The organism is Dysgonomonas sp. GY75, assembly GCF_015234155.1.
GTDB classification, from domain to species: Bacteria; Bacteroidota; Bacteroidia; order Bacteroidales; family Dysgonomonadaceae; genus Dysgonomonas; species Dysgonomonas gadei.
Map to the genome: position 1 here is coordinate 488746 of NZ_JADCLQ010000012.1, position 22682 is coordinate 511427.

The window sequence follows — 22682 nt, forward strand, 5'->3', positions numbered from 1 at the left end:
CTCCTTTCGATAAATTTAGCTTACCATCCATACGATTGAACCAATTTAGGATTGATTAAAATATCCTGTTCCTTTATAGGCCAAAAGTATTGTTTGGTCATATAGATTTTTGGTGTATAGATCGTCTTTATTTGATAATAATCTTCTTCGTTTTCACCCTGTACGTTCCAGCCCTGCACCGGTTTCGCAAATTCTCTTGCTGCCAGCTTCCAGCGGCGGATATCAAAATAATGCTGGCCTTCGAGTGCAAACTCGATGGTACGTTCACGCCTGATTATCTCGCGCATTCCGGATGGAGTGGAAGGTTTATCAGGATGGAGTGAATAATCCCGCCACGATTCCACCACACCTTTCAGTCCGCTGCGTTCACGTACCAGATCTATATAATGATATACATCCGGATGTACTGTAGTGCCTTCGGTAGCTTCGTTTAATGCTTCGGCATACATCAGATAAAGATCGGCTAAACGGATAATAGGCATACTGTACGTTTTCACAATCCATGTACTGGCCGAAGTCTCATTCTCCACATGGCATACTTTTTTAGCAAAGTAGCCTGTGATAGAATAATATCCGGTGGAAATAATACCCGAAAATTCACCCCTTTTAGCCCGAATATAATTCTGCTGGTTGAAATCCTCAGGGTTTTTCCAGGCAGCCCCGTACCAGGTACTGTTATCAAAACCGAGTGTTCCGTAGAACCGGGCTTCACGATTGAAGTTGAGTATTGCCGTACGCTGGCCTTCGCGCATATTATAACGGTCGGCCGAGGTAATCTGCTGCGTTTTGTAGCGATTGTTGTACCAGCCGTTATCATTCCAATCTTTATCCTCTTCGATAGGCACTCCGTTCTTAGAATAAAATCTTTCTGCCGTTGCCAGTGTAGGCGCATAGATACATTGCGACGTTCCGAACAAAATATTGTCGGCAGCACCACTCATACCCGGCCACAGACGGGCCTGAGAGCGAGCCTGTAAATCATGTGACGAACCTTCTCCGACACCCCAGATACGCTCTTTATTTTCACGCGAGGTCACTGCACCGCGCACATTCATGCCATAAAGCAGATCGTCGGGCAATGCGATATTCCATTCTTTGCTAAAATCAAATAATTCTCTCCCGCCCTGATGAGCCGACTCAATGGCGGCAAGTGCGGCATCGGCGGCATCTTTCCATTTTTGGACACTCACCGTTTGATTAATGAACGGCTCGTTGTTACGGTCTCTGAAATTCGCAAAATCCGTATTACCGTTGAACAGGGGACTTGCAGCTAACAATAGTGTTTTAGCTTTAATTCCCAAGGCCGCGGCCTGTGTCAGCCTGCCCATCTCGGTAGCTTCCTTCGCAATGGATACCGGAAGGTTTTTATAACTTTCATCGATCAGGCCGACTATATAGTTTACAACATCATCCACCTTTTTGCGCTCTACTTTCACTTCTTCCGGCGTAGCATCGATAGGCAAGTTGGTATCAGTGATAGGGATTGGCCCGTATAGTTGGAACAGGTAATAGTGGTAGAAGGCTTTGAGCACTTTGGCTTCGGCAAGCCATCGCACGCGTTCAGCTTCGGTAAGCCCAGATATTCGTCCCGGCTGAGATGCATATTCGATAAAGATATTGCAATCCCGTATACCCTGGAAGAGGCTTTTACCCCCGTTCTCGCCATCCCAATAGTTAGCTAACGGAGATTGTGAAGTCTGGAAGCCCAAAGCGATAAAGTATACCCATCTGTTTGAAAACGAACCGTCATGCGATGTATAATACCATGTCTCGTTCCCTGCAGCCAAGCCGGGATGATTTGTCTGACTGGCATAGTCAGGCACATACCAATAACAAGTAGTCAAATATTTTTCGGCACTGGCCCTATTATTGAACATAATGTCGAGCGTAGCTACATTATCGGGTACAACATCCAAGTAGTCGGCGCATCCCCACAAGCTACATACAAGAATACACGATAGTATCCATTTATATATTTTCATATCGGAAATAAATTAAAAATTAATATTCACACCTACGTTGAACACTCGTTGTATAGGATAGCCAAGGCCATTCCCGCCCATTTCGGGATCCCATAACTTGAATCTGCTGAGAGTAAACAGATTGTTACCGGTTACATATAACCGGGCATCTTCCATGCGCAGTTTACTAGTCCATTTTTTCGGTAAAGTATAACCCAATTCTATTGTCTTGGCACGGAAGAATGTCCCATCGCGCAACCACCATGTACTGGTCTGATAGTTGTTTTCTATACTTCCATCGGACAAGCGGGGCCAAAAGGCATATGAATTACGATTCGATTCCGACCAGTGATCCTGTGCAATAACATCCATTAGAGCCTTTGTATCTATGAATGGCGATATTTCCCTCGGATCGATGTAAAACGATACGCGGGCATTTCCCTGAAAGAACATAGAGAGGTCAAGACCTTTGTAACCCACAGAAAATCCGAAACCATAGGTTATTTCCGGCGTAGTAGGGTATCCATAGAATACGCAGTCTGAATCAGTTATTTTACCATCGCCATTGATGTCCTTATATTTGATATCACCTGCCTGATAGATTCCGAAATTCTGAACAGGTGAGTTCGCTATATCGGCCTCGTCGACAAACAAGCGTTCGGCAATGTATCCATAGTTATGCGACAGGCTGCGTCCTATACGCGAACGCCAGGGCTGGCCTTGTCCTGCATAATCGGGTTCTTCGTAGACTTCATACTTGCTGGTAGCATAAGTGAAATTTCCACGGGCTGTAGCCCAAAAATCCTTTTGGGAAACGAAATTATAATCTATCGAAATATCCGTACCTTTTGCCGATGCTTCACCGATATTGGCTTTCACGCCGGCAGATAATCCCATTGTAGTAGGAATATAGGCTCTGTCTTGTAAAATATGATCCCGGTATTTGTAAAAGAAATCGGCGATTATGTCTACCTTACCATTAAACAAACCCAATTCGATGCCGGCATTCATTTCCTTTGAGCGTTCCCAGGTAATTTGATCGTTGGCATAGCGTCTGGTTGATATACCATTAATCCCGTTAACAAATTCTGTACCCCATCGCAGTCCTTTTCCACCGTCCTCTCCCAGTTCTGAGAGATAGAAGAATCTATCGTCCTCACTGCCGATGGCATCGTTACCGACAAGCCCGTACGTATATTTCAATTTCAGTTTATTGACATAATTGTTTATGGACGAATTTTTCCAAAAATCTTCATTCGATATGATGTAACCAACGCCAGCAGACGGGAAGAACCCAAAACGCTCGTTCTTCGAAAAGCGTTCCGAACCATTATAACCGAAGTTCAATTCTGCGAAGTATTTCGACTTATACGCATAAGTAAAACGTCCCGACAATCCCTGGTTGCGATACGCCAAGGATTTCTGAAGCGAACCTGCATTCGATATTTTTCGCTCCTGCATCGTTGTAACAAGCATAGCACTTACATTATGATCACCGAAAGTATTGTTATAGTCAAACGATAATTCCATATAGTTGGTAGTCTGAACGTCTTTTCCTCCTTCGCTATAATTCAATTCTTCGCGTCCACCGGTGGGATTGATCTCAAAAAGGTTGTAAGTATCGGTGCGTTTATCGTAGTTCGTGGCACGGTAGTAGAAAGGACTGTAACTACGGCTTACATCGCTGTACGAATAGCGGGTAGTGTTAAATAAAGCACGAGCGTTCAATCCTTTCAGCAACGCATCAAGATTCTGCTTTCCTTCTATTTGGGCTGAAATCATTGTACGGTTGTATTCTTTATAGCCTCTCACCATATCGGCATACGGATTGATGTAGCCGCCTTCCTTTGCATTACCGAAAAGTACATGTGTAGCTCCTTCATATTCACCTACTGCGGGGAAACTTTTGGGAAAGAGCACAGGACTCGAACGCATCACTTTTTTGAACAGATCCGTTCCCCCGTCGATAGGGCCGGAATAATCGTCAAACGAGCCGCTTACACGAATGATGGCTTCGGTGGTCTTGGTCAGATTGATATTCGTATTCGACCGGACAGTATATTTTTTCAGGTCAATATTCGAATTGAAATTGTTCAGTTTATCATTTTTCAATACTCCATTATCGTCGGCATACGAGGCGGCAATGTAGTATTTGGCATACGGCCCTCCACCATTGATATTGAGATTAATACGCTGTGTAGTAGTACTTTTCTTAAACAGTTCATCGTACCAATTGACGGCCGGAAACACATAAGGATTTAAGCCCTGCCGCGTATAATCTATTTTCGACTGGGCAAACGGAGCTATTCCGAGAGGATTGCGTGTCAATACTGCTTCGTTATTCAGTTCCATGTAAGTGATAGGATCTGCGAGTTTCACCATTTTAGTAGGTTCCGATATCGATTGTTCCATACGTATCGATACTTTTGCAGGCCCTTCTCTACCTTCTTTGGTCGTAACAAGTATAACCCCGTTAGCTCCACGCGCACCATAAAGGGCGGTAGCGGTGGCATCTTTCATAATAGAGAATTGGGCAATATCATCCACATTAAGGCGGGCAAGGTCGTCCGCACTCAATTCTACATTATCGATCAAAATGAGAGGGTCTTTCTTATAACCGAAAGTTGTAACCCCCCGGATAAAGAATTGTGCATTATCACGTCCGGGTTCTCCGCTCTGCTGATAGGATATAAGCCCCGACATGCGACCAGCTAGTGCATTCGTCAGATTACTCACAGGTATTTTCAATTCCCCCGGTTTTACCGTTGATATAGCACTTATAACACTTTCCTTTTTTTGTTTGGCAAAAGCGACGACGGTTACTTCTTCAAATTCGTTCGTCATCGGGAGCATCTTGACGGAATATTCAGTTTTACTATCTATCGTAATCTCTTGTGAAGTCATCCCCAGGAAAGTAAGAACAAGTGTACTCCCAGGAGCTACATCAATAGAAAATTTACCGTCAACATCAGTAAGTACTCCTCTCGTAGAGTTCTTAACCACAATAGTTACCCCGGCTAGGGGCTCATACAGTTCATCGGTAACAATACCTGTTACCCTCTTGTTTTGCGCATGTACATTCAATGAGCATAGAAAGCTCAGGAATAGCACAAATGAGATTCTCTTTAAAATGAATAAACATTTTTCTCTCATACTACTTGTGAATAATTTAAGGTTAATAATTGCTTTTTACATAAACATCATGCTTTTACTCACTTATTTTCAAAATATCCCCTTTCTTTAGGTCTAAGGTCAACACATCGTTTTCATTAAAATCCTGATTAATTAATTTCTTGTTTTTCATTAGCTTCAATTTTAGATTACTATTAGGTTTCTTTATCATAAATTTATTATCCGCCGTAATCGTTATTACAGCATTCTCTACATATCCGTTTTTCCATGACAAATCCACGGTTGCCCCGCCCGGGACGCAAAGCCCTTTAAAAGACCCGGTCTTCCACTGCCTGGGCAATGCCGGCAAAAATTCGATGTATCCTTCATGGGATTGTAGCAACATTTCAGCTATGCCTGCGGTACCCGCAGTATTCCCATCCAGAATAAATAGGTCATAAGGGGCTCCGGCTATTCCTTTCGGCGAAATAGACAACAGGTTTTCACGGGTAAAATCACGTTGAAGCATGCGTACACTTTTATATGCCTCTTTCACATCCTTCAATCTGGCATAATTACAGATAAGATTGGCCCGGCTCCATTCTACATCCTCCCAGCCCTTTGCTGTCTCCCGTAAATAAATTGTCCGGCGAGCCGCTTCCGCCAGATCCGGCGATTTTCCTAATGTTATCTGGGAAAATGGATACAACGCCAGAAGATGAGTTGTATGGCGGTGATTGGGATGCGCTTCATCATAATCTTCGAACCATTCTTGAACTCCTCCGTTTTTACCGATTTTAAATGGAGGAAACTTTTTCAGCGCCGCCCTTAATTCTTCTCTGAATCCGTTATCTATTCCCAAGATTTCAGAGCCTTCGATACAGGCGTTATATATTTCCGTAACCAACACCTTATCGCATGTAGGCATCATCGACACCGACAAATGCATCCCCTTGTATAGGAAAGTATTTTCAGGCGATGTACTCGGCCCGGTCATAAGATAACCGTTTGCCGGATTTTCAACCATATAATCTAGAAAGAACGTTGCATTTTTTTTGAGTAGAGGATAGGCCTTATTTCTGAGAAATTCTTTATCCTGCGTATATCGGTAATGCTCCCATAAATGACTTGCTATCCAGCAGCTTGCAGTGGGGAACAAACCCCAGTTTATTTGACCCGAAGCCGTAAATCCCCATACATTGGCAATGGTATGCGCCACCCAGCCGGGGCTTCCGTACACCTTTCGCGCAGTCTTTTCCCCATATACGGAAAGGTCTTCGATGTAATCGAACAAAGGCATGCTGCATTCATGCAGATTAGTGATATTGGCAGGCCAGTAATTTTGCTGTGTATTAATATCCAAATGATAATCGCAATTCCAACCCATATTGTTAGCAAGATTGTCATTCCATATTCCTTGCAGATTGGCCGGCAAAGGAGAATTCTCCCGGGACGAGCTAATCAGCAGGTAACGCCCATACTGAAAGAATAGCGCGTCGAGGCCGGCATCTTCTTTACCTTCCTTTAACTGTGCCCATCGCACATTGGTCGGTAAATTATCCGATTCGCTATTTCCCAGGTTCAGCTCTACCCTGTTGAATAATTGGGAAAAATCTCTGATATGTTCTTCTTTTACAGAGGCATATTTCCTTTGTGCTATATCCCTGACAGTCCGGTTGCAGTTACTGGCAAAATCGGATTGCTTATAATCTGTGCGTATATCTACATATACAGTTATCTCATCGGCATCGGATATTTTCAGCTTATTGTCGGCAAAGTGCGACTTCCCGTTTTTGGAAATAATTTTTACTTTACCCAGGTAAGCAACTCCGTTCTTTTTCCCATCAGACAGGAATTCACCTGAAAAGGATATTTCATCATTATCATATAGTATATCGGAATGCCTGAAAAGATTCAAAGAGAAGGTAGCCGACAGTGCACCCTTACTATCGGATGCATACCTGAAAACAAGGGCACCACCCGGATTAGAGCAGAAATATTCACGGTTATATGTTGTTTTATCTATTTTAAAGGATACTGTTGCCAGCCCCTTTCTGATATCCAGTTGACGCTTGTAATCCTTTGCGCTTTTATAATCATAATCGAACATTATTTTCAGATCGCCTAAGGGTTGGTGTGAACCGAACGAATGAGGTGTTCCTGCCAGAAAATGGGTAGCCAGCTCGTTTCCTTTATCAATCCGTCCTTCAAAAAACTCTTTCCGTATCTCCGCCAGAATGTTTTTACCACAAAAGTTTTCCTGATATTCATCATATCCGCCAGACCACAGTGTAATTTCGTTCAAGGCGACAATTTCTGTTTCTAACCCACCATATACCATCGCTCCAATACGTCCGTTACCCAGTGGTAACGATTCCATCCAGTTATCCGCGGGTTTATTATACCAAAGACGTAAATCTTGCGCGGAAGAGTAGTTTTGTATTAAAAATAAGAAAAAGATAATAAAACACAGAGTTCTATTCATAGATATATAGATATTAATGATTAAATTTCAACAAGCATATATTCGAAAGCCGTCTTCAACCTCTTCGGATAGTGCTTCAAAATTAGTATTATATCAGTATTATTAATATATGCCAGTTCTTCAATTAATTGTAATATTGTTTCATTTATATCTTAAATTTTACTTCATAGGACATTTGTTATATAATTTGACTTATTTGCGCACTTTATTATTCTTATTTTTGTATAAAATTCTGATACCCTATTTCTAATCAATATATGAATTGAACCACGATTTTTTCTTAAAATCGCCGGGTTCATGGAAATATAAAATCGTGCAAATTCCCAATAACCTTAAAAATGATTACCTTATGAAACATTTTCTGTTATCTATCATTTGTTTATTTTCTCCAGGACTGAACGCCAGCGACAATAACCCGGCAAACTACACTTTCGCAAAAATTAACGGGGATATAGGGCTATCCCAAAATGGAGTCAAGACTATCATGCAAGACAGTGATGGGTTCATGTGGTTCGGCACGCGTAATAAACTGAACAGATATGATGGTACCAATATCAAGATATTCGATTGTACAGACCCGGTATTAAAGTTGAGTAACAATAACATCTCTTCATTATATGAAGATAAAAATAAAATTCTGTGGGTTGGGACAGACAAAGGGGTCTTCCTGTTCAATCCCCTGAAAGAAACATTTTCTTTTTTTGACAAAGTCGCCGATGACGGAACAGATATTAACGACTGGGTAGCAGACATTGTAAGCGACCATGACAACAATATCTGGATAGTAATTCCTAATCAGGGTTTGTTCAGGTATAATACCACAAACCAGAAATTATATCACTACCACGTCGGCGATATGCAACTACTCCATGATGGACATCCCGAATGTATAGCCATAGAAAGCAACGGACGGGTATGGGTAGGGACAAACGGCAGCGGGGTATACCTCTACGATAAAGATAAAAATACATTCAACCAATATCTGGGTGATAAAAACGGGAATTCCCTGAGAGGGAAAAATATATATACCATGTGCGACTACGGCGAGGATTTAATTATCGGAGTACATGAAGGCAAACTCGAGAAACTAAATAAAAAAAGGAATATACTACAGGAAGTAAAAGCACCGGAAGTATATTACAAAATAATCCGCGATGTTACCTGCATCGGCGACGAGTTGTGGGTAGGCACTCTCGATGGCGTATACATTATTAATGAGCTGGAGAATACCGTAGTCAATATCAAGCAGGACCCGGTAGATAACGAATCATTGTCGGACAATATGATAGAGGATATATATCGCGACAGGGAAGGAGGTATCTGGATAGGAACAATTTATGGAGGAGTAAACTATTTGCTGCCTAAGAGCCTCAAGTTTGAAAGATTTGTGCCGCAAAGTCATCATAACTCTATCAGCAGCAGAAGGATCAGTTGCCTGCAGGAAGATGCAGCCGGTAATATCTGGATAGGATCGGAAAATGCCGATATAGATATCTACAACCCACAAAAAGACGAATTCCGGCACCTGAAAACAGAAATAAATACATCTTCGCATCACGACAGGATAATAACCCTGTTCCTCGATGGAGACAAGATTCTGGCTGGCTATTTCAAAAAAGGGCTGGACGCCATTTCCCTGAACGGCATGCAGATAAAACATTACAGCGCCGAGCAGCTCGGGCTTAACGAACCCAGTGTCTTTGCCATATACAAAGACCGTTTCGACCGTATCTGGATAGGCAACGGCTGGGGGGTGTTTATCGCTGATAAGATTACAGACCGATTCGTTCCCCAGCCACAATTAGGCTTCATATACGACATTGTGGAAGATTCTGAGGGGTATGTCTGGATAGCAAGCATCGGAAACGGCGTCTACAAGCATAACCTTGAAACGAATGAAACGGTACATTACCTGCATAACAGGGAAGACAGCACCTCGCTCAGTTCTAATTCGGTAAGCAGTATTTTTGTAGATAGCGCCGGAAAGGTCTGGCTCTCTACCGACAGGGGAGGAATATGCTGCTATAATAAAGATAGAAACAATTTTACATCATACTCTTTCAAAGATGGTTTACCCGATGATGTATCATATAAAATACTGGAAGACAAACAACACAATCTTTGGTTTGGAACCAATAACGGATTAGTGAGATTCAACCCCCAGACAAAAGAAGTGCGGGTATTCAAGAAGAGTAACGGACTACCCGGAAATCAGTTTTTGTACAGGTCGGCCTTAATATCGAGTTCAGGGAAATTCTATTTTGGAGGAGTCGATGGTCTGGTAGCATTCGACCCGTTCCAGTATAAGGAAAATACCTATATACCTCCGGTTTTTATTACCAAAATGACCATCCTGAACAAAGAAGTAAAAACCGGAAGTGCGGATTCCCCCCTGGAACAAAGTATTATTCATACCCGGAACATTATACTCAGGCACGACCAGTCAAACATCGGATTCGAATTCGTAGCCCTCAGCTATGCGACATCCAAAGCAAACCAGTATGCCTATAAAATGGAAAATATTGATAAAGACTGGATATATTGCAATAATCAGCAAAGCGTGTCTTATGCGAACCTGCTTCCCGGCAAATACCGTTTCAGTGTGAAAGCATCCAATAACGACGGCTTATGGAACGAAGAAGGGACTTATATCGATATAGAAATACTTCCTCCGTGGTGGCAATCGGGCATAGCCTATCTTATCTATGCTATCCTATTCATCGCATGTATTTCCTTCTGGCTTTTCTGGTACAATAAAAAACAGAAGAAAGAACAACTCGAACGGCAAAAACTATTCGAAACAGAGAAGGAAAAAGAATTATACAGCACCAAAGTGGATTTTTTCACAAATATTGCACATGAGATAAGAACTCCTCTGACACTGATTAACGGCCCGTTGGAGTCATTGCTCGAAATGGATATTAAAGATCTGGAAATAAAAAAGAATCTCCTGATTATGGAAAAAAATACCTCCGAATTACTTATTCTTATAAATCAGTTGCTGGACTTCAAGAAAGTGGATGCCCACAAGTTTATCCTGACTTTCACTATGATCAATCTGCCGGAACTGATACAGAATATATATACCCGCTTCGAAGCATCAGCCGTCCAAAAGAGGAAAATAATAAAACTGGTTCTCCCCGGTACTGAATTTTATGCTCCGGTAGATAAAGAAGCTATGATAAAGATTCTCAACAACCTGCTTTCAAACGCTATATCCTATTCTTTCCAGAATATAGAAATCGAATTAAAGAAACACGACGCCAATAATTATGTGATCCGTTTCAGTAATGACGGAGAGCTTATACCAAGGGAAGAAAAGGAACGCATTTTCGATCCATTCTACCAATTGGACCGGAACAAGAACAATAACTCTTCATCCGGTATAGGCTTGTCCCTCGCCCGTTCGCTGGCGCAATTGCATAATGGAAGCTTATATCTGGCAAACGATCCGGGTATGAATACATTCATTCTGAAACTGCCTTTAACCCAAAACAAAATAGAAAAGAAACTGCCCAAAAACGATATAATACTGGAAGAATCTGAGATTACATACAAAAAGCAATCTTCGGAAACCATCCTCATTGTGGAGGATAATATAGAACTATTATCTTTCATTACAGACAACCTCAAAGACTTGTATGAAGTCACAGGAGTCACTAGCGGGGAAGAAGCCCTTTCTAAACTTAATGAGATAAGAACCGATCTTTTGATTTCGGATATAATGATGTCAGGCATGGATGGCTACGAACTGTGCCGGACTATAAAATCGGATATAGAGCATAGCCATATTCCTACCATACTGCTCACTGCCAAGCATGATCTGCAGAGCAAAATAAAAGGGCTCGAAGCCGGAGCCGACGCTTATATAGAAAAGCCATTTTCTGTCAATTATCTCATCTCGCAAATAAGCACACTTTTGATAAACAGGAAGCGGGAAAAGGAAGCATTCATGCAAAAACCGTTTCTTGCAGTACAGCAAATGGGCATAACCAAGGCAGACGAGCAATTTCTGAATCTGCTCATCGATAAAATAAATGAAAATATCACCGATAGTAACTTCAGTGTCGAAACATTGGCCGACCTCGTCTATACGAGCCGCTCAAGTCTGCATCGCAAGATAAAAGCCCTGTCGGGATTAGCTCCTGTCGACTTTATACGCCTGATAAGATTGAAAAAAGCAGCGACCCTACTTATCGAAAACGAGCATAGTATAAGTGAAATCTGCTATCTGGTAGGCATCCACTCTTCATCATATTTCACCAAAATATTCCAAAAACAATTTGGTATGACACCTAAAGAATTCAGGCAGAAGGTACATAATGGTTAGATTTTAATATTTTATAATTTCTATTTCAAGATTTGACTAATACCAATTTTTAGTCCATGTTTCGAAATTCTAAAGTTTTTACAGATTAGTGTGGCATATATGATATACAGCTATAATAAGAGTAACGATAGATTACTTGACAGACAGTTGTTGTATTAGAGCAAATTATATTTTGTAATCTGAGTGATTTCGTTAGTATACAATTTGAATATACCTCAGATATTATCTGTAGATTTGGATAATATCCGAAACTTTCTAGGTTACATTTCCGTAACAACAAAGAATTGTATGCCAGAATCGACATGGAAACAAAACGCAAGGTTTTGGAAAGCGCATATACCGATTATTGTCATAGAATCCTTTAATGTCAATGAACCTTTTGACACTGGTGAATGACTTTTGAATACTTGTTCAATTCAGATTTTATCCTCATATCTATCGTTTCAACTCCCCATTCAGTCGCAGTATGACAATTTACTGACTTATGGTTTTTCCAACTCCCTTTCTGGTTTCCCTTTCAGATAAGTTGGATGTTAACAGACGTATAAACCCTCGTCTAGTGTTTGCTACACACATTTATTAAGTGCCCTTATGGGCGCACATCTTCTACAACCCAGCGATTTATAAATTTACGATCTGACTTTGACGGGTGCTTATGATTTCGGAGAGTTGTCCCATTAATCCGAAAAGGAAGAGGGAATCTTTGTCTACTAATTCTTTGTCGCCTTCGATAAAGCAATCCTTGGCCAGTTGGCGCATAGCCATTACCTCGTCTTTTTTAGAGGCAGTCATGAATTTGCTGAACTGGGGGAAGTTGGGTTCGCCCATATAGGCTATGTAGTAATCTTTTTCTCCGCATGATTCATCGCCGAATACAACCATCGGGTAAATCTTTCTCAACCCCTTTCCTTCTTTGAGTTTTTGAGCGTATTCTTTAATTTCTATTTCCTGTTTTAACGTTAAGCTTTTTTGTTCCATTATTGATATTTTTGAGATTATATCTAAGGATAGAACGCAGGGAGTTTTTTTGTTTATAAGATATAGCTATATAAAAAGTGACATTCCCTGAACTTCAATAAAGAAGTATCAAGGAATGTCGAAAAATAAGCAGCTTTATTTTTGAGTCTTAACCTTTAAAGCCTAAATCATAGTGTAATAATTTTCTTCTCTAATAAAATTAATCTCATACAAAATTGAAGAATCTTTTCTGAAGGGCTGATCTTTATCCCATTCAATATGTCAAACTAATATTTTGATATTACTCAAAATCGGTTTAACTACGCTTTCATCATCATTTATTTTTAAAGTTCTATATTAAAAAAAAGCATTAGTTTACTTTACTGAAATTATTTTTTTTATAAAAATATTATCAGACGAGTTGCCTATTTGAATTTCAAATTCTCCGGGTTCAACAACCTTATCCATCCTTACATTGTAAAGAGCCAGTTCCGAAACCGAAACTTCCAGCTCAACTTTTACTTTTTCCCCGGCTCTTATAAATTCCTTTTTGAAAGCTTTCAGTTGATGTACAGGTGTAGCCACCGAACTTATTTTATCTTTTACATACAACTGTATCACCTCTTTTCCATCTCTCTTCCCTGTGTTTTCCACTTCTACCGAAACTTTGATTGTCCCGAATTGAGAGAAAATACTATCATTCAACACACAGTCCGAAAACCGGAAATCAGTATAGCTCAGGCCATATCCAAAGTTCCACAGAGCATATGGCTTCTCAAATATATAATGCCCCCTCGGCTCTTCGTATGACCCTCCACTATCGAACTGTTGTTCACGATCGGTGGGAAGATAGTTGTAGAAGCAAGGAGTATTGCCCGTACTACGAGGAAAGGACACATTCAGTTTTCCCGAAGGATTTACATTGCCTACTAAAATGTCTGCCATTGAATTTCCCTGTTGCTCACCGCCATACCATTGAGTAAGAATAGCATCTGCGTTCTCCTTTGCCCATGTCATCACTATCGGTTTTCCGGCAATAAGAACAACTATCATCGGTTTTCCTGTAGCTTTTATGGCTTTGAGTAGATCTTGTTGCCTGCCCGGCAGATCAAGGGATGAAAGATCGAAGCCTTCTCCGGCGGTCGACTTGTTTGGGCCTCTCCCAAGATATGTACTTCTTGTACCTACGGCAACTATCGCTATATCACTTTGCTTTACCAATTCTACAGCCTTCTTTATATCGCTGGCATTCTGGCTCCACCAGTCGCATCCATCAGCCTGAGAAATAACGGCCTTCTTTCCTGTTACGTTTTGTAATCCCTGATACAGAGTCACTCCTTCTTTTGTGTCGCTGCCTGTCCAGGAATAATCACCGAAAACAGTCTGGTTACTGTTTGGCCCTACAACGGCGATCTTTTTATACTTATTCAGGTTGAGAGGCAATATGTTGTTTTCATTTTTCAGCAGGATAGCGCTTTCATCCGCTATCTCTTTTGCCAAAGCAACTTTCTCAGCATTGCGCACTACTGATTTTACCTTTTCAGGCTCCCCGAAAGGATCGTCGAAAAGACCAAGTCTGAACTTCACGGTAAGAATGCGGCGTACAGCCTGATCTATATATTTTATATCCATCTTCTGATTCTTAACCAGTTCGGGAAGACGATCATAGGTCCAGTCGACATTCAGGTCAACTCCGGCCTCAACAGACATCTGCGCAGCCTCTTCCGGAGTTTCTGCGGCATAATGAAACGATTTGAGGCGTTCTACAGACCCCCAGTCGGAATATACGTATCCATCGAACCCAAGTTTGCCGCGAAGTATATCGGTCATGTAATAAGAGGAACCTGCAGTAGCCACACCGTCATAAGCACTGTAGGCGCTCATTACCGACAAGGGTTTTGTTTCCTGTATTACCCTTTGGAAAGGATACAGGTAGAGGCTCCACAGTTCCCTTTCGCCACCGCTTACATGTGCACAGTTGAGGCCGCCAACGGGCGTACCATGCGCCACAAAATGCTTAGGCATGCAGGCAATACCTTTATTCTGATACCCTCTCACAAATCCGATTCCCATTTCAGCAATCAGGTACGGGTCTTCCCCAAATGTTTCTTCAATACGTCCCCAACGTAATTCCCGGGCGATATCCAATACGGGAGACAATACCTGACGGATACCGATGACACGGGCCTCATCTCCGGCCGCTTCAGCCATCCGTTGTATCAATACCGGATTGAATGTACTGCCTTGCGCTATGGCATGGGGAAACAACGTACATTCATTTTGTAAAATACCCTGAATACCTTCTGCAGCCGTCAACAACGGAATCCCTAAACGGGTATTGTTAAGCATATATTGTTGAGCCTTATAGAATATACCGGCACACTCCTGAGCCGACTTGCCCATTTCGTGAGTCGTTCCGAAGCTTCTGCCATCGAATGTTTTTTCTACCTCGTCAATGTTACTGTTGGGCTTATTCTGCATTTGCCATACTTTCTCTTCCAGCGTCATTCTGCCGAGCAAATCCTCTACCCGTTGTTCAATGGGAATATTCTTATCTTTATATAAAGGCTTCCCGTCACCGGCTAAAGCCATATTGGCTATAAATACCAGTCCCGTTACTATCAAACTAACTTTTTTCACTCTCTTATGTCTTAATTATTAATATATTAGATATTTATCATTCATTTGTCTGCATATAATCCCGGACCATCAAATTTATACCTGAACCAATTGAAATCGGCTATACCTCCATCAGAAAGGGTATTATAGGAAAAAATGCCAATGCGTGCTCCTTTCCAGTCACTGGAGTGAAGGGCATAGGGTTCCCCTACAGGGATAAATTCTTTATTATCGAGACTGTAAAATAGCTGATGTTGATTCTTTACCGCATCCAACGATGCTTTGAAATAAACTCTACCGGAAGAAAGAGGCAGTATATTGCTAACTTTTCCGTCATTCTCGGAGTAGAGATAGTAGTTACCATTATCATTAACGACACCTACCGCGTTAAACAAATTACCTATACAGAACAATCCGGCGCGTTGCCCGTTTTCCATCTTATTATAATCGACTTCTGTTGAAGCATCTCCATGATAACCGATAACCTTTTGGGTAATCATATTTCTGGAAGAACGGAGGTTTTCGGCCTTCAGTGCTTTCAGCCTCAGGTATCCTTTACGTCCGGTTAAAGACCAGTCGGCATGCACCGGATTGTGATTGAATTGCCATTGGGATTTCAATTTTGAGTATGAAAACTCATCACTACCCTGAGGAGCGAATATCTTACACTTCTTCTCTGTCTTAGGCTTGCCCCATTCACTTACGGGCTCACCTATGCCATTTCCGTCAATATCTTTGCCTATTTCAGGCCAGCCGTCTTTCCATATTACAGGCTGTAGATGCACAACACGCCCCAGCGGATGCGTATCCTGGAAATGATAGAACCACCATTCGCCACCGGGCGTATCTACTAAAGAACCCTGATGAGGCCCGTTTATATTTGTACTGCCTTGCTCTAATACAATTTTTCTTTCGTATGGCCCGTAAATATTCTTTGACCTCAGAACTGTTTGCCAGCCTGTGGCAACCCCTCCTTCGGGAATACTCATATAGTAATAGCCGTTCATTTTATATATCTTGGTTCCTTCCGCAACAGGCCCTTCATATACCGTTACTCCCTCATCCAACAGGCATGTGCCGTCAGGGCTCATCTTATGCAAAATGATAGGGCCTGCACCCAGCCGGCTCCTGCCAATGTAAGCCTGACCGTCTTCGTCCCAGAAAGGGCAAGGATCTTCCCAACCGCTTATATGCTTTACATTCAGTAAAGGAGACCAGGGCCCTGCCGGATTTACGGCATTCGACATAAACAATCCTTCATGCGGTGTACAAAAGAATACCCAGAATTTGCCATCATGATGGCGGATCGCCGGAGCCCATGAGCCGCCTCCGTAACGCTCGTTCTTTCCCCATTCCGGGAAATCGAATTTGTCGTAAATCTGCGCTATGATTTTCCAGTTTACCATATCGTCCGATTCCAGAACAGGCATGCCGATATAATGGAAATCGGAACATACCATGTAATATTTATCCTTAACACGTATCACATCCGGATCGGAATAATCGGCGGCGAGAATAGGGTTTATATATTTACCATTACCCTGATCTCCCCACGATATATCCTGAGCGTGAATAGTTATTGTTGCTAAAGTACAGGCTAACAGGCATAATTGTTTTTTATAAAAAGTCATAATCTACATTGTTTAAATATTGGATGGGGAGCCTTTACTTTTGAATAAAGGTTCCCCAAAAGCAGAATAACCTACAATCTTCTATTTACTATCATCTGCTGAAACTTAGTTTATTTTGGCCGATTATTGTAAGGAATTGCCGTCAAGACAGGCTCTTCTCCTGCTTTTAGAAGGCTTTCATCAAATTCTATCAGAATGTCCTTTGATTCTCCGTTCAATAATGTAAAATAATTATCATTTAGTATGGCCGGCAATATCCTCTCCTTTGTCTTCGAATTATGTAATTGTACCCATACTGCAAAGGCGACGGCAGGAGAAGAGGACGGGTTGGTTACTTTTGCTTCTACAATATATTTCCCATTTCGCTTAACAATCTTCGGCATAACCTTCAGATTCACTTTTGGCAGACTATTCAATGCTGTAAAATCATTTCTGTCTGTTCCTCTCCAATATGTATTTTCATCCACAATATTTCCTTCATTGTCTTTCAGTGTCAGACGAACAAAGTGTATATCCGTCAAACCTTCGTTGTGCTGTGTACCTCCATATACTTTGAATTCCCACAAAGAATAGCCCCAATCAGAACCTCTTTTTATTCCTTGCATACGTACATATCTGGCTGTAATATCATCAAAATAGATATCATGAAGACCTATTTTTCCATGTTCTTCGGTATACACGTCTTTCCATTCTTTTGCATCGGCAGACACTTGTATTTTATATTTTTTCCCGTAAGCATCTTCAAAATTCAGCCCCACACCATACACATTTTCGTCTTTGCCCAAGTCTACATACACCCATTGATCGTCCTGCCCCCGGCTACCCCATCTGGTGGTCATATTTCCGTCTGTTATATCTTTAGGCGTACCTGTTTCTGTCGAAGAGGCAACGACATCTTTACCTGTTGCTATATTCTTGTTGTTGTCATAGAATGGGATAGTAAAAGCATTTGTCGCAGTATTTATATACGAATCCACTTTTACCAAGTTGCTCAATCTGCTGACTTCTTTTCCATCGGAATTATATATAGCGGCTTCTGCTGTCAACCCTTTATGGTCTTCCGATGTAGTGTTTATTATTTTTACCGAATTGTTGTATGAATTCCATTGGATATGTAATGGAACACAGGCATTTTTAGCACCCCAAAAGGCTCCTGTAAGATCATAATAATAGTCATATGTTTGCCAAACCATAGATGGATACGCCGATTGACTCATCCAGATAAGTATGCCTGAGGCATCGTTCCACATATTGTCCAGCCACCCCTCATACATTGACTGATTGGTTTCAATATTCAGCAATTGGGCTTTCCTGCAAAAATCTTCTATTCCTACCGGTTTTCCATATCTTTCGGTAATTACTTTCTCATATTTATCAGGGGTAGCATTGAACGCCAGTTGCCCGAAGAAATGCTGGTTCCACATTTCGTTTCTAGGCCATAGTTTGTCTTCCGGCATGAATTTTTTGAAACTCTCGTAGTTAACAAATACAGCCGTACCTATCTCGGTTCTCAGCCCCCAGCTTACATTCCCTTTGGTGCTACTGGCCGGATATTTTATAAAATACCAACGAGGGTCAAAATTGCCCCATACACCACTGCCCGAAAGGTTGTCATCATTCGACTTTGCCTGATAGTATCTGTCTCCGGCATCAAATGTTGCAATATTCTCTTTCAACCAATTCTTAAGAGGGGCAACCGGATAGCCTTCGTTGTTTCCACACCAAACAGCTATACTCGGATGATTCCTGACACGCTTTATCTTTTCGATCGCATTTTTGTTGAAGGCATGAATATCGGCAGGAAGTACAGGGTTGGCATTCAACCAAAAGTCGTCCCATACCAAAATTCCATATTTGTCGCATGCTTCATAGAACTCGTCATCAGTAGTCGATCCCAGCCAGTTGCGAATCATGTTGAAGTTCATTTCCTTGTGCAGACGGATTTTTGTATCGTACTCGTCGCCACGGCAACGCAACAGATATTCGGACATACCCCAGTTGCCTCCTTTAAGGAACACACGCTTCCCGTTGATAGACACATGCAGAACATCGCCATCAGTATCGTAAGAATAGCGCTTGATGCCGAATTTTACTTCTTTTTTGTACGAAACATTTTCTCCGACGCTAAGTTCAAGGTTGCAGGTGTACAGGTTTGGTTTGCCATAACCATTTGGCCACCATAATCGGGGATTATTAATAACCAGTTCTTTAAACTTGTTTTTGTTCAAATCCAGTTCCATTGTACTATTTCCCCAGATGCCGCCCAGATCTTGTGTGAATTGTATGTTTCCGGGATTTATGGTAACCTTTAGCTTGGCAGATTGATAGTCGGGGGTGGTATTTTTCACACTCATCTTGATAGCCAGATCAGCCTGTGCATTGGTTGGTAAATCTGTTCTCACCCATGGATCTTCTATTATTAATGCTCCTGTATTCGACAAGTATACCTTATCCGTTATACCGGAGTTTAATCCGGGCACATAAGGCATCCAATCCCAGCCTGCACTTGAAAGATAGGTGGGGCTACCCACATTATTCAATGGCTTTTGAGGGATATGAACAATTACAACAAGTATATTATTCCCATCTTTCTTTACAATCGAACTTATGTCAAACTTTCCCCGCTCCATGAAACCGTCTAATTCTCCAAGTCTCTTGCCATTCAAAAATATTTCTCCTTTCCGGTTGATGCCTCTAAAATTGAGCCATGTTTTTTCTTTTGTGAATGTTCCGGGTATAGAAAATTCGGCACGATAAACGAAACTCTTATCGTATTTCGCCTTATCTACTTGATATATATTGTCTGCAAAATTCGGGTCTTTTTCCAAACCGGCTTCTACATACGATGTGAATACAGTTGCCGGAACTATAGCTCTGACCCAATTATCACTGTCGTAGCCTGGTTGAAAAAGTGTATCAATATCCCTGATTTCATCTTGGGGCTTTACTTTCCACTTTACATTAGGATTGTTGCTGTCGAGTGATTCTATTACTTGAGCAGATAATAATGCGGGAAAAAGGAATATCCCTAAAAGTATACTTATAAATATCTTATGTTGTACCATCATACATATAAATTTGAAAATTTGACGTTTCATGTTTTGACTACCGCCAGATATAATTTTTGAATAACTTTTCTAAAAGGCAGAATCTGCATGACAGATATGTAGATTCTGCTATATTTAATATTAAAGTCCCAATATCATCAGTTTAACCCAATTGATATGATACCAGGTATTGGAGCCGGGTATCGTAACAGTCCAGCCTAAGGTCACTGTCTCCGTATCCTCCAGTTCGAAATATATTTTATGATTACCGGAAACGCCACCATTCTCTCTTATTTCATGCGCTAAAGTATTACCTTCGGCATTTTCGATGTCAGGCAAAGTGGAGCCTTTGGCTATGGCAAATAAGGAAGTTGCATTTCCTCCAAATCCGTCACTGTAATATTCGAGTGAATATTTTCCTGCAGAAAGTGTGATTGTCTGATATATTTTACCATTTGTAAAACCGGGACCGCCCCAGTCCTTCGATTCCAGATGAATTACTCCATTCGCATCCGTAGACCATCCTCCGGCTGTATTACCGTTCTGATTAAGTATATTTGATGTATACTGCCAATCTTTCAGCAGGCCCCATTTACCACTCCCGTTGTCGGCTCGCAGAAATGGATCGCCCGGGTTCATAATGCATTGATGTGTAATATTCTCAAGGGCAACGGCTTCCTCTACAAGAGTTTTGAATGTATCTATAGCTGTTTCGTCCGGTAAGTAATAAGCTTGCAGCTTAATAAGGCTCATACTCTTGTAATTTTCCAGAATAGTGCTTTCATCGGATGTTAAAGCCTTTACTGTACGAAGTTGCCCATCGGTATCTTCATAGTCGATCTTTACAAAGGGAGAGGATTCATCTCCATTATACCATTCAATAACCGCATCATTACCTTCCTTTTCAAGCTTCTTGATAGGCCTGTTATAGAGACCTTTTTTATATTCCGAACCATAGGATATACCTGTTTTGGCGACAGTAATAGAAGGAATGCCTTTGTCATCGAACGAGATCACCTCAAAGTTGTATCTTCCTTCCTTCAAAGGAATAGGCAGGAACAAAGTATCTACCCCACTTGTCCTGTTAATATTCAATATCAACGAGTCTTTACGGTTGTTCCAGAAAATCTTCACTTGCCTTATCTTAGGGTCGGAAGTCAGTAAACCTGTAAACACCACCCGTTCGTCGCCCGAATGGAAATTTACCGAGTCGACAATACCTGTGTAAGTAGGAACACCATCCAGATATTTCAGATAATCATCCATATCTGAACATGACGTCAATTTGCAACACAAAAAGATTATATATCCTAACCAGAGGAACTTGATTGTATTTTTCATTGTAATCATTTTTTAATTATCATCACCCCATATTGTTATCTCACTAATACACATATTTGTATTACCCGACCAGTTTTTAGTACAAACGATACGCAAGTACCTCACTTTCGGCATTTCTATAGGTATATCAGCATCATCTCCGTTACGGCCTGCTGCCCTGTCGTCTTCTGTTATCGTCCCAATGGATAATCCCGATGGTTTTACGTTTTCTATCGAAACCAGTTTTGTCCACGAATCAAAGCTACCCGACGGATCAGGATTCAGAGAACCCCATATTTCATAGAAACGAGGAGATACATCGTTAAACCAGTGCTTATCATCAGGAATAGTCTTCAGATTAATACGGCTCAGCTTGGCTCCTACGCCCAAATCGAATGAAATATGTTTTGGAGTGGTACTTGCATCGTTTCCGGTATGGGCTGCCTTATCGTTAACAATATCATTCCACATGTATTCCAACGATCCATCCCAATGTGTAGCATCGGCATCATTCGGGAAAACAATAGGACGGAACAACGATTTATTCAGTTTAACTTCATAAACCGGGGTCAGGTTCTGATATAATGTATCAGAAAGATTATCCCATTTGTCACGTACAACAATTCCAAAAAGACGTGGTTCGGCTGCATATCCCCTTATTGCATACTTCGCGCTATCGCGTGCAGTATAGAAAGTCTCAGCCACCATTTCCTCTCCATCTACATCTGTAGTAATCACGATAAATGCCAAATCGGCTTTTGTCTCATTCTTGAAAGTGAAGCTCATACCTCCAAAATCAGGCTGAACGTTCAAAGACTTGGCAGTAAGTTGTACTTGCGGTTCCAATGGATTAATCTTAATCGCCAGAGGAGCCGACTTGTTCTCACTACGGTCTACAGCATACAGGTTAACAGTATATTCGTCTGTATCGCCAAAGCCTTCTACTTTAATCTTGTTTGTATAGTATGAAGCCCTGAAATCGAAAACCTTACCGTGCTTATTCTTATATTCTGCTATAACATACAGCAAATCGTCATCAGACGGCAGGCTATATGTAATCAGGGCGGCACCCGGCATATTCTCCACCACTGCATTGAATACCTGCCCGGGAGCTTTGCCATCCTTGTCTATCGGTGAGTTCTCATCATCTTTACAGCTTTGCAGCGAAAACAATGAAATCATCGTCCCTAAAAATATTATAAATAAATTATGTTTTTTCAT

At 41.4% G+C, this 22682-nt stretch carries 10 protein-coding genes; 1 reads left to right on the forward strand and 9 read right to left on the reverse strand.

The window, feature by feature from the left end; genetic code table 11:
- Positions 1-20: 20 nt before the first annotated feature.
- From IR083_RS07420 to IR083_RS07430, 3 genes are read right to left on the reverse strand one after another with little or no spacing between them, the layout of a single operon-like run.
- Positions 21-1982, reverse strand: a complete 1962-nt coding sequence (locus IR083_RS07420) for a RagB/SusD family nutrient uptake outer membrane protein (RefSeq protein WP_194223797.1) — start codon at positions 1980-1982, stop codon at positions 21-23.
- 12 nt (positions 1983-1994) lie between these two features.
- A complete protein-coding gene (locus tag IR083_RS07425; RefSeq protein WP_194223798.1) occupies positions 1995-5114 on the reverse strand; it encodes a SusC/RagA family TonB-linked outer membrane protein in 3120 nt (1039 codons plus the stop codon).
- 55 nt (positions 5115-5169) lie between these two features.
- Entirely contained in the window at positions 5170-7557 is a 2388-nt protein-coding gene (locus tag IR083_RS07430) for a glycosyl hydrolase family 95 catalytic domain-containing protein (protein ID WP_194223799.1), read from the reverse strand.
- A gap of 349 nt (positions 7558-7906) precedes the next feature.
- On the opposite strand from IR083_RS07430, the gene IR083_RS07435 reads away from it, so the two are divergent.
- Entirely contained in the window at positions 7907-11887 is a 3981-nt protein-coding gene (locus IR083_RS07435; protein ID WP_194223800.1) for a hybrid sensor histidine kinase/response regulator transcription factor, read from the forward strand.
- A 621-nt stretch (positions 11888-12508) separates the two neighbouring features.
- On the opposite strand, the gene IR083_RS07440 is transcribed toward IR083_RS07435, so the two are convergent.
- The 6 genes from IR083_RS07440 to IR083_RS07465 all read right to left on the reverse strand — a co-directional run bounded on the left by IR083_RS07440 (position 12509) and on the right by IR083_RS07465 (position 22682).
- The gene (locus IR083_RS07440; RefSeq protein WP_194223801.1) at positions 12509-12865 is read right to left on the reverse strand and encodes a hypothetical protein; all 357 of its coding nucleotides are present in this window, start codon (positions 12863-12865) and stop codon (positions 12509-12511) included.
- 354 nt (positions 12866-13219) lie between these two features.
- Positions 13220-15436 carry a glycoside hydrolase family 3 N-terminal domain-containing protein gene (locus IR083_RS07445; protein ID WP_194224026.1) on the reverse strand — a complete coding sequence of 739 codons (2217 nt, stop codon included), beginning with the start codon at positions 15434-15436 and terminating at the stop codon, positions 13220-13222.
- 89 nt (positions 15437-15525) lie between these two features.
- On the reverse strand, positions 15526-17094 hold the full coding sequence (locus IR083_RS07450; RefSeq protein WP_194223802.1) for a glycoside hydrolase 43 family protein: 1569 nt from the start codon (positions 17092-17094) through the stop codon (positions 15526-15528).
- Positions 17095-17204: 110 nt separating this feature from the next.
- Positions 17205-20159: a discoidin domain-containing protein gene (locus IR083_RS07455; RefSeq protein WP_194224027.1), complete on the reverse strand. Its 2955-nt coding sequence runs from the start codon at positions 20157-20159 to the stop codon at positions 17205-17207.
- Between the two features lie 123 nt (positions 20160-20282).
- On the reverse strand, positions 20283-21482 hold the full coding sequence (locus IR083_RS07460; RefSeq protein WP_194223803.1) for a DUF4998 domain-containing protein: 1200 nt from the start codon (positions 21480-21482) through the stop codon (positions 20283-20285).
- A 12-nt stretch (positions 21483-21494) separates the two neighbouring features.
- Positions 21495-22682, reverse strand: a complete 1188-nt coding sequence (locus IR083_RS07465; RefSeq protein WP_194223804.1) for a DUF4959 domain-containing protein — start codon at positions 22680-22682, stop codon at positions 21495-21497.

What these genes read in the sequence shown, in the direction of transcription:
- IR083_RS07455 (WP_194224027.1), bottom strand. Translation starts at nt 20,159, where the DNA reads ATGGTACAACATAAGATATTTATAAGTATACTTTTAGGGATATTCCTT.
- IR083_RS07425 (WP_194223798.1), bottom strand. Translation starts at nt 5,114, where the DNA reads ATGAGAGAAAAATGTTTATTCATTTTAAAGAGAATCTCATTTGTGCTA.
- IR083_RS07435 (WP_194223800.1), top strand. Translation starts at nt 7,907, where the DNA reads ATGAAACATTTTCTGTTATCTATCATTTGTTTATTTTCTCCAGGACTG.
- IR083_RS07445 (WP_194224026.1), bottom strand. Translation starts at nt 15,436, where the DNA reads ATGGCTTTAGCCGGTGACGGGAAGCCTTTATATAAAGATAAGAATATT.
- IR083_RS07430 (WP_194223799.1), bottom strand. Translation starts at nt 7,557, where the DNA reads ATGAATAGAACTCTGTGTTTTATTATCTTTTTCTTATTTTTAATACAA.
- IR083_RS07440 (WP_194223801.1), bottom strand. Translation starts at nt 12,865, where the DNA reads ATGGAACAAAAAAGCTTAACGTTAAAACAGGAAATAGAAATTAAAGAA.
- IR083_RS07465 (WP_194223804.1), bottom strand. Translation starts at nt 22,682, where the DNA reads ATGAAAAAACATAATTTATTTATAATATTTTTAGGGACGATGATTTCA.
- IR083_RS07420 (WP_194223797.1), bottom strand. Translation starts at nt 1,982, where the DNA reads ATGAAAATATATAAATGGATACTATCGTGTATTCTTGTATGTAGCTTG.
- IR083_RS07450 (WP_194223802.1), bottom strand. Translation starts at nt 17,094, where the DNA reads ATGACTTTTTATAAAAAACAATTATGCCTGTTAGCCTGTACTTTAGCA.
- IR083_RS07460 (WP_194223803.1), bottom strand. Translation starts at nt 21,482, where the DNA reads ATGAAAAATACAATCAAGTTCCTCTGGTTAGGATATATAATCTTTTTG.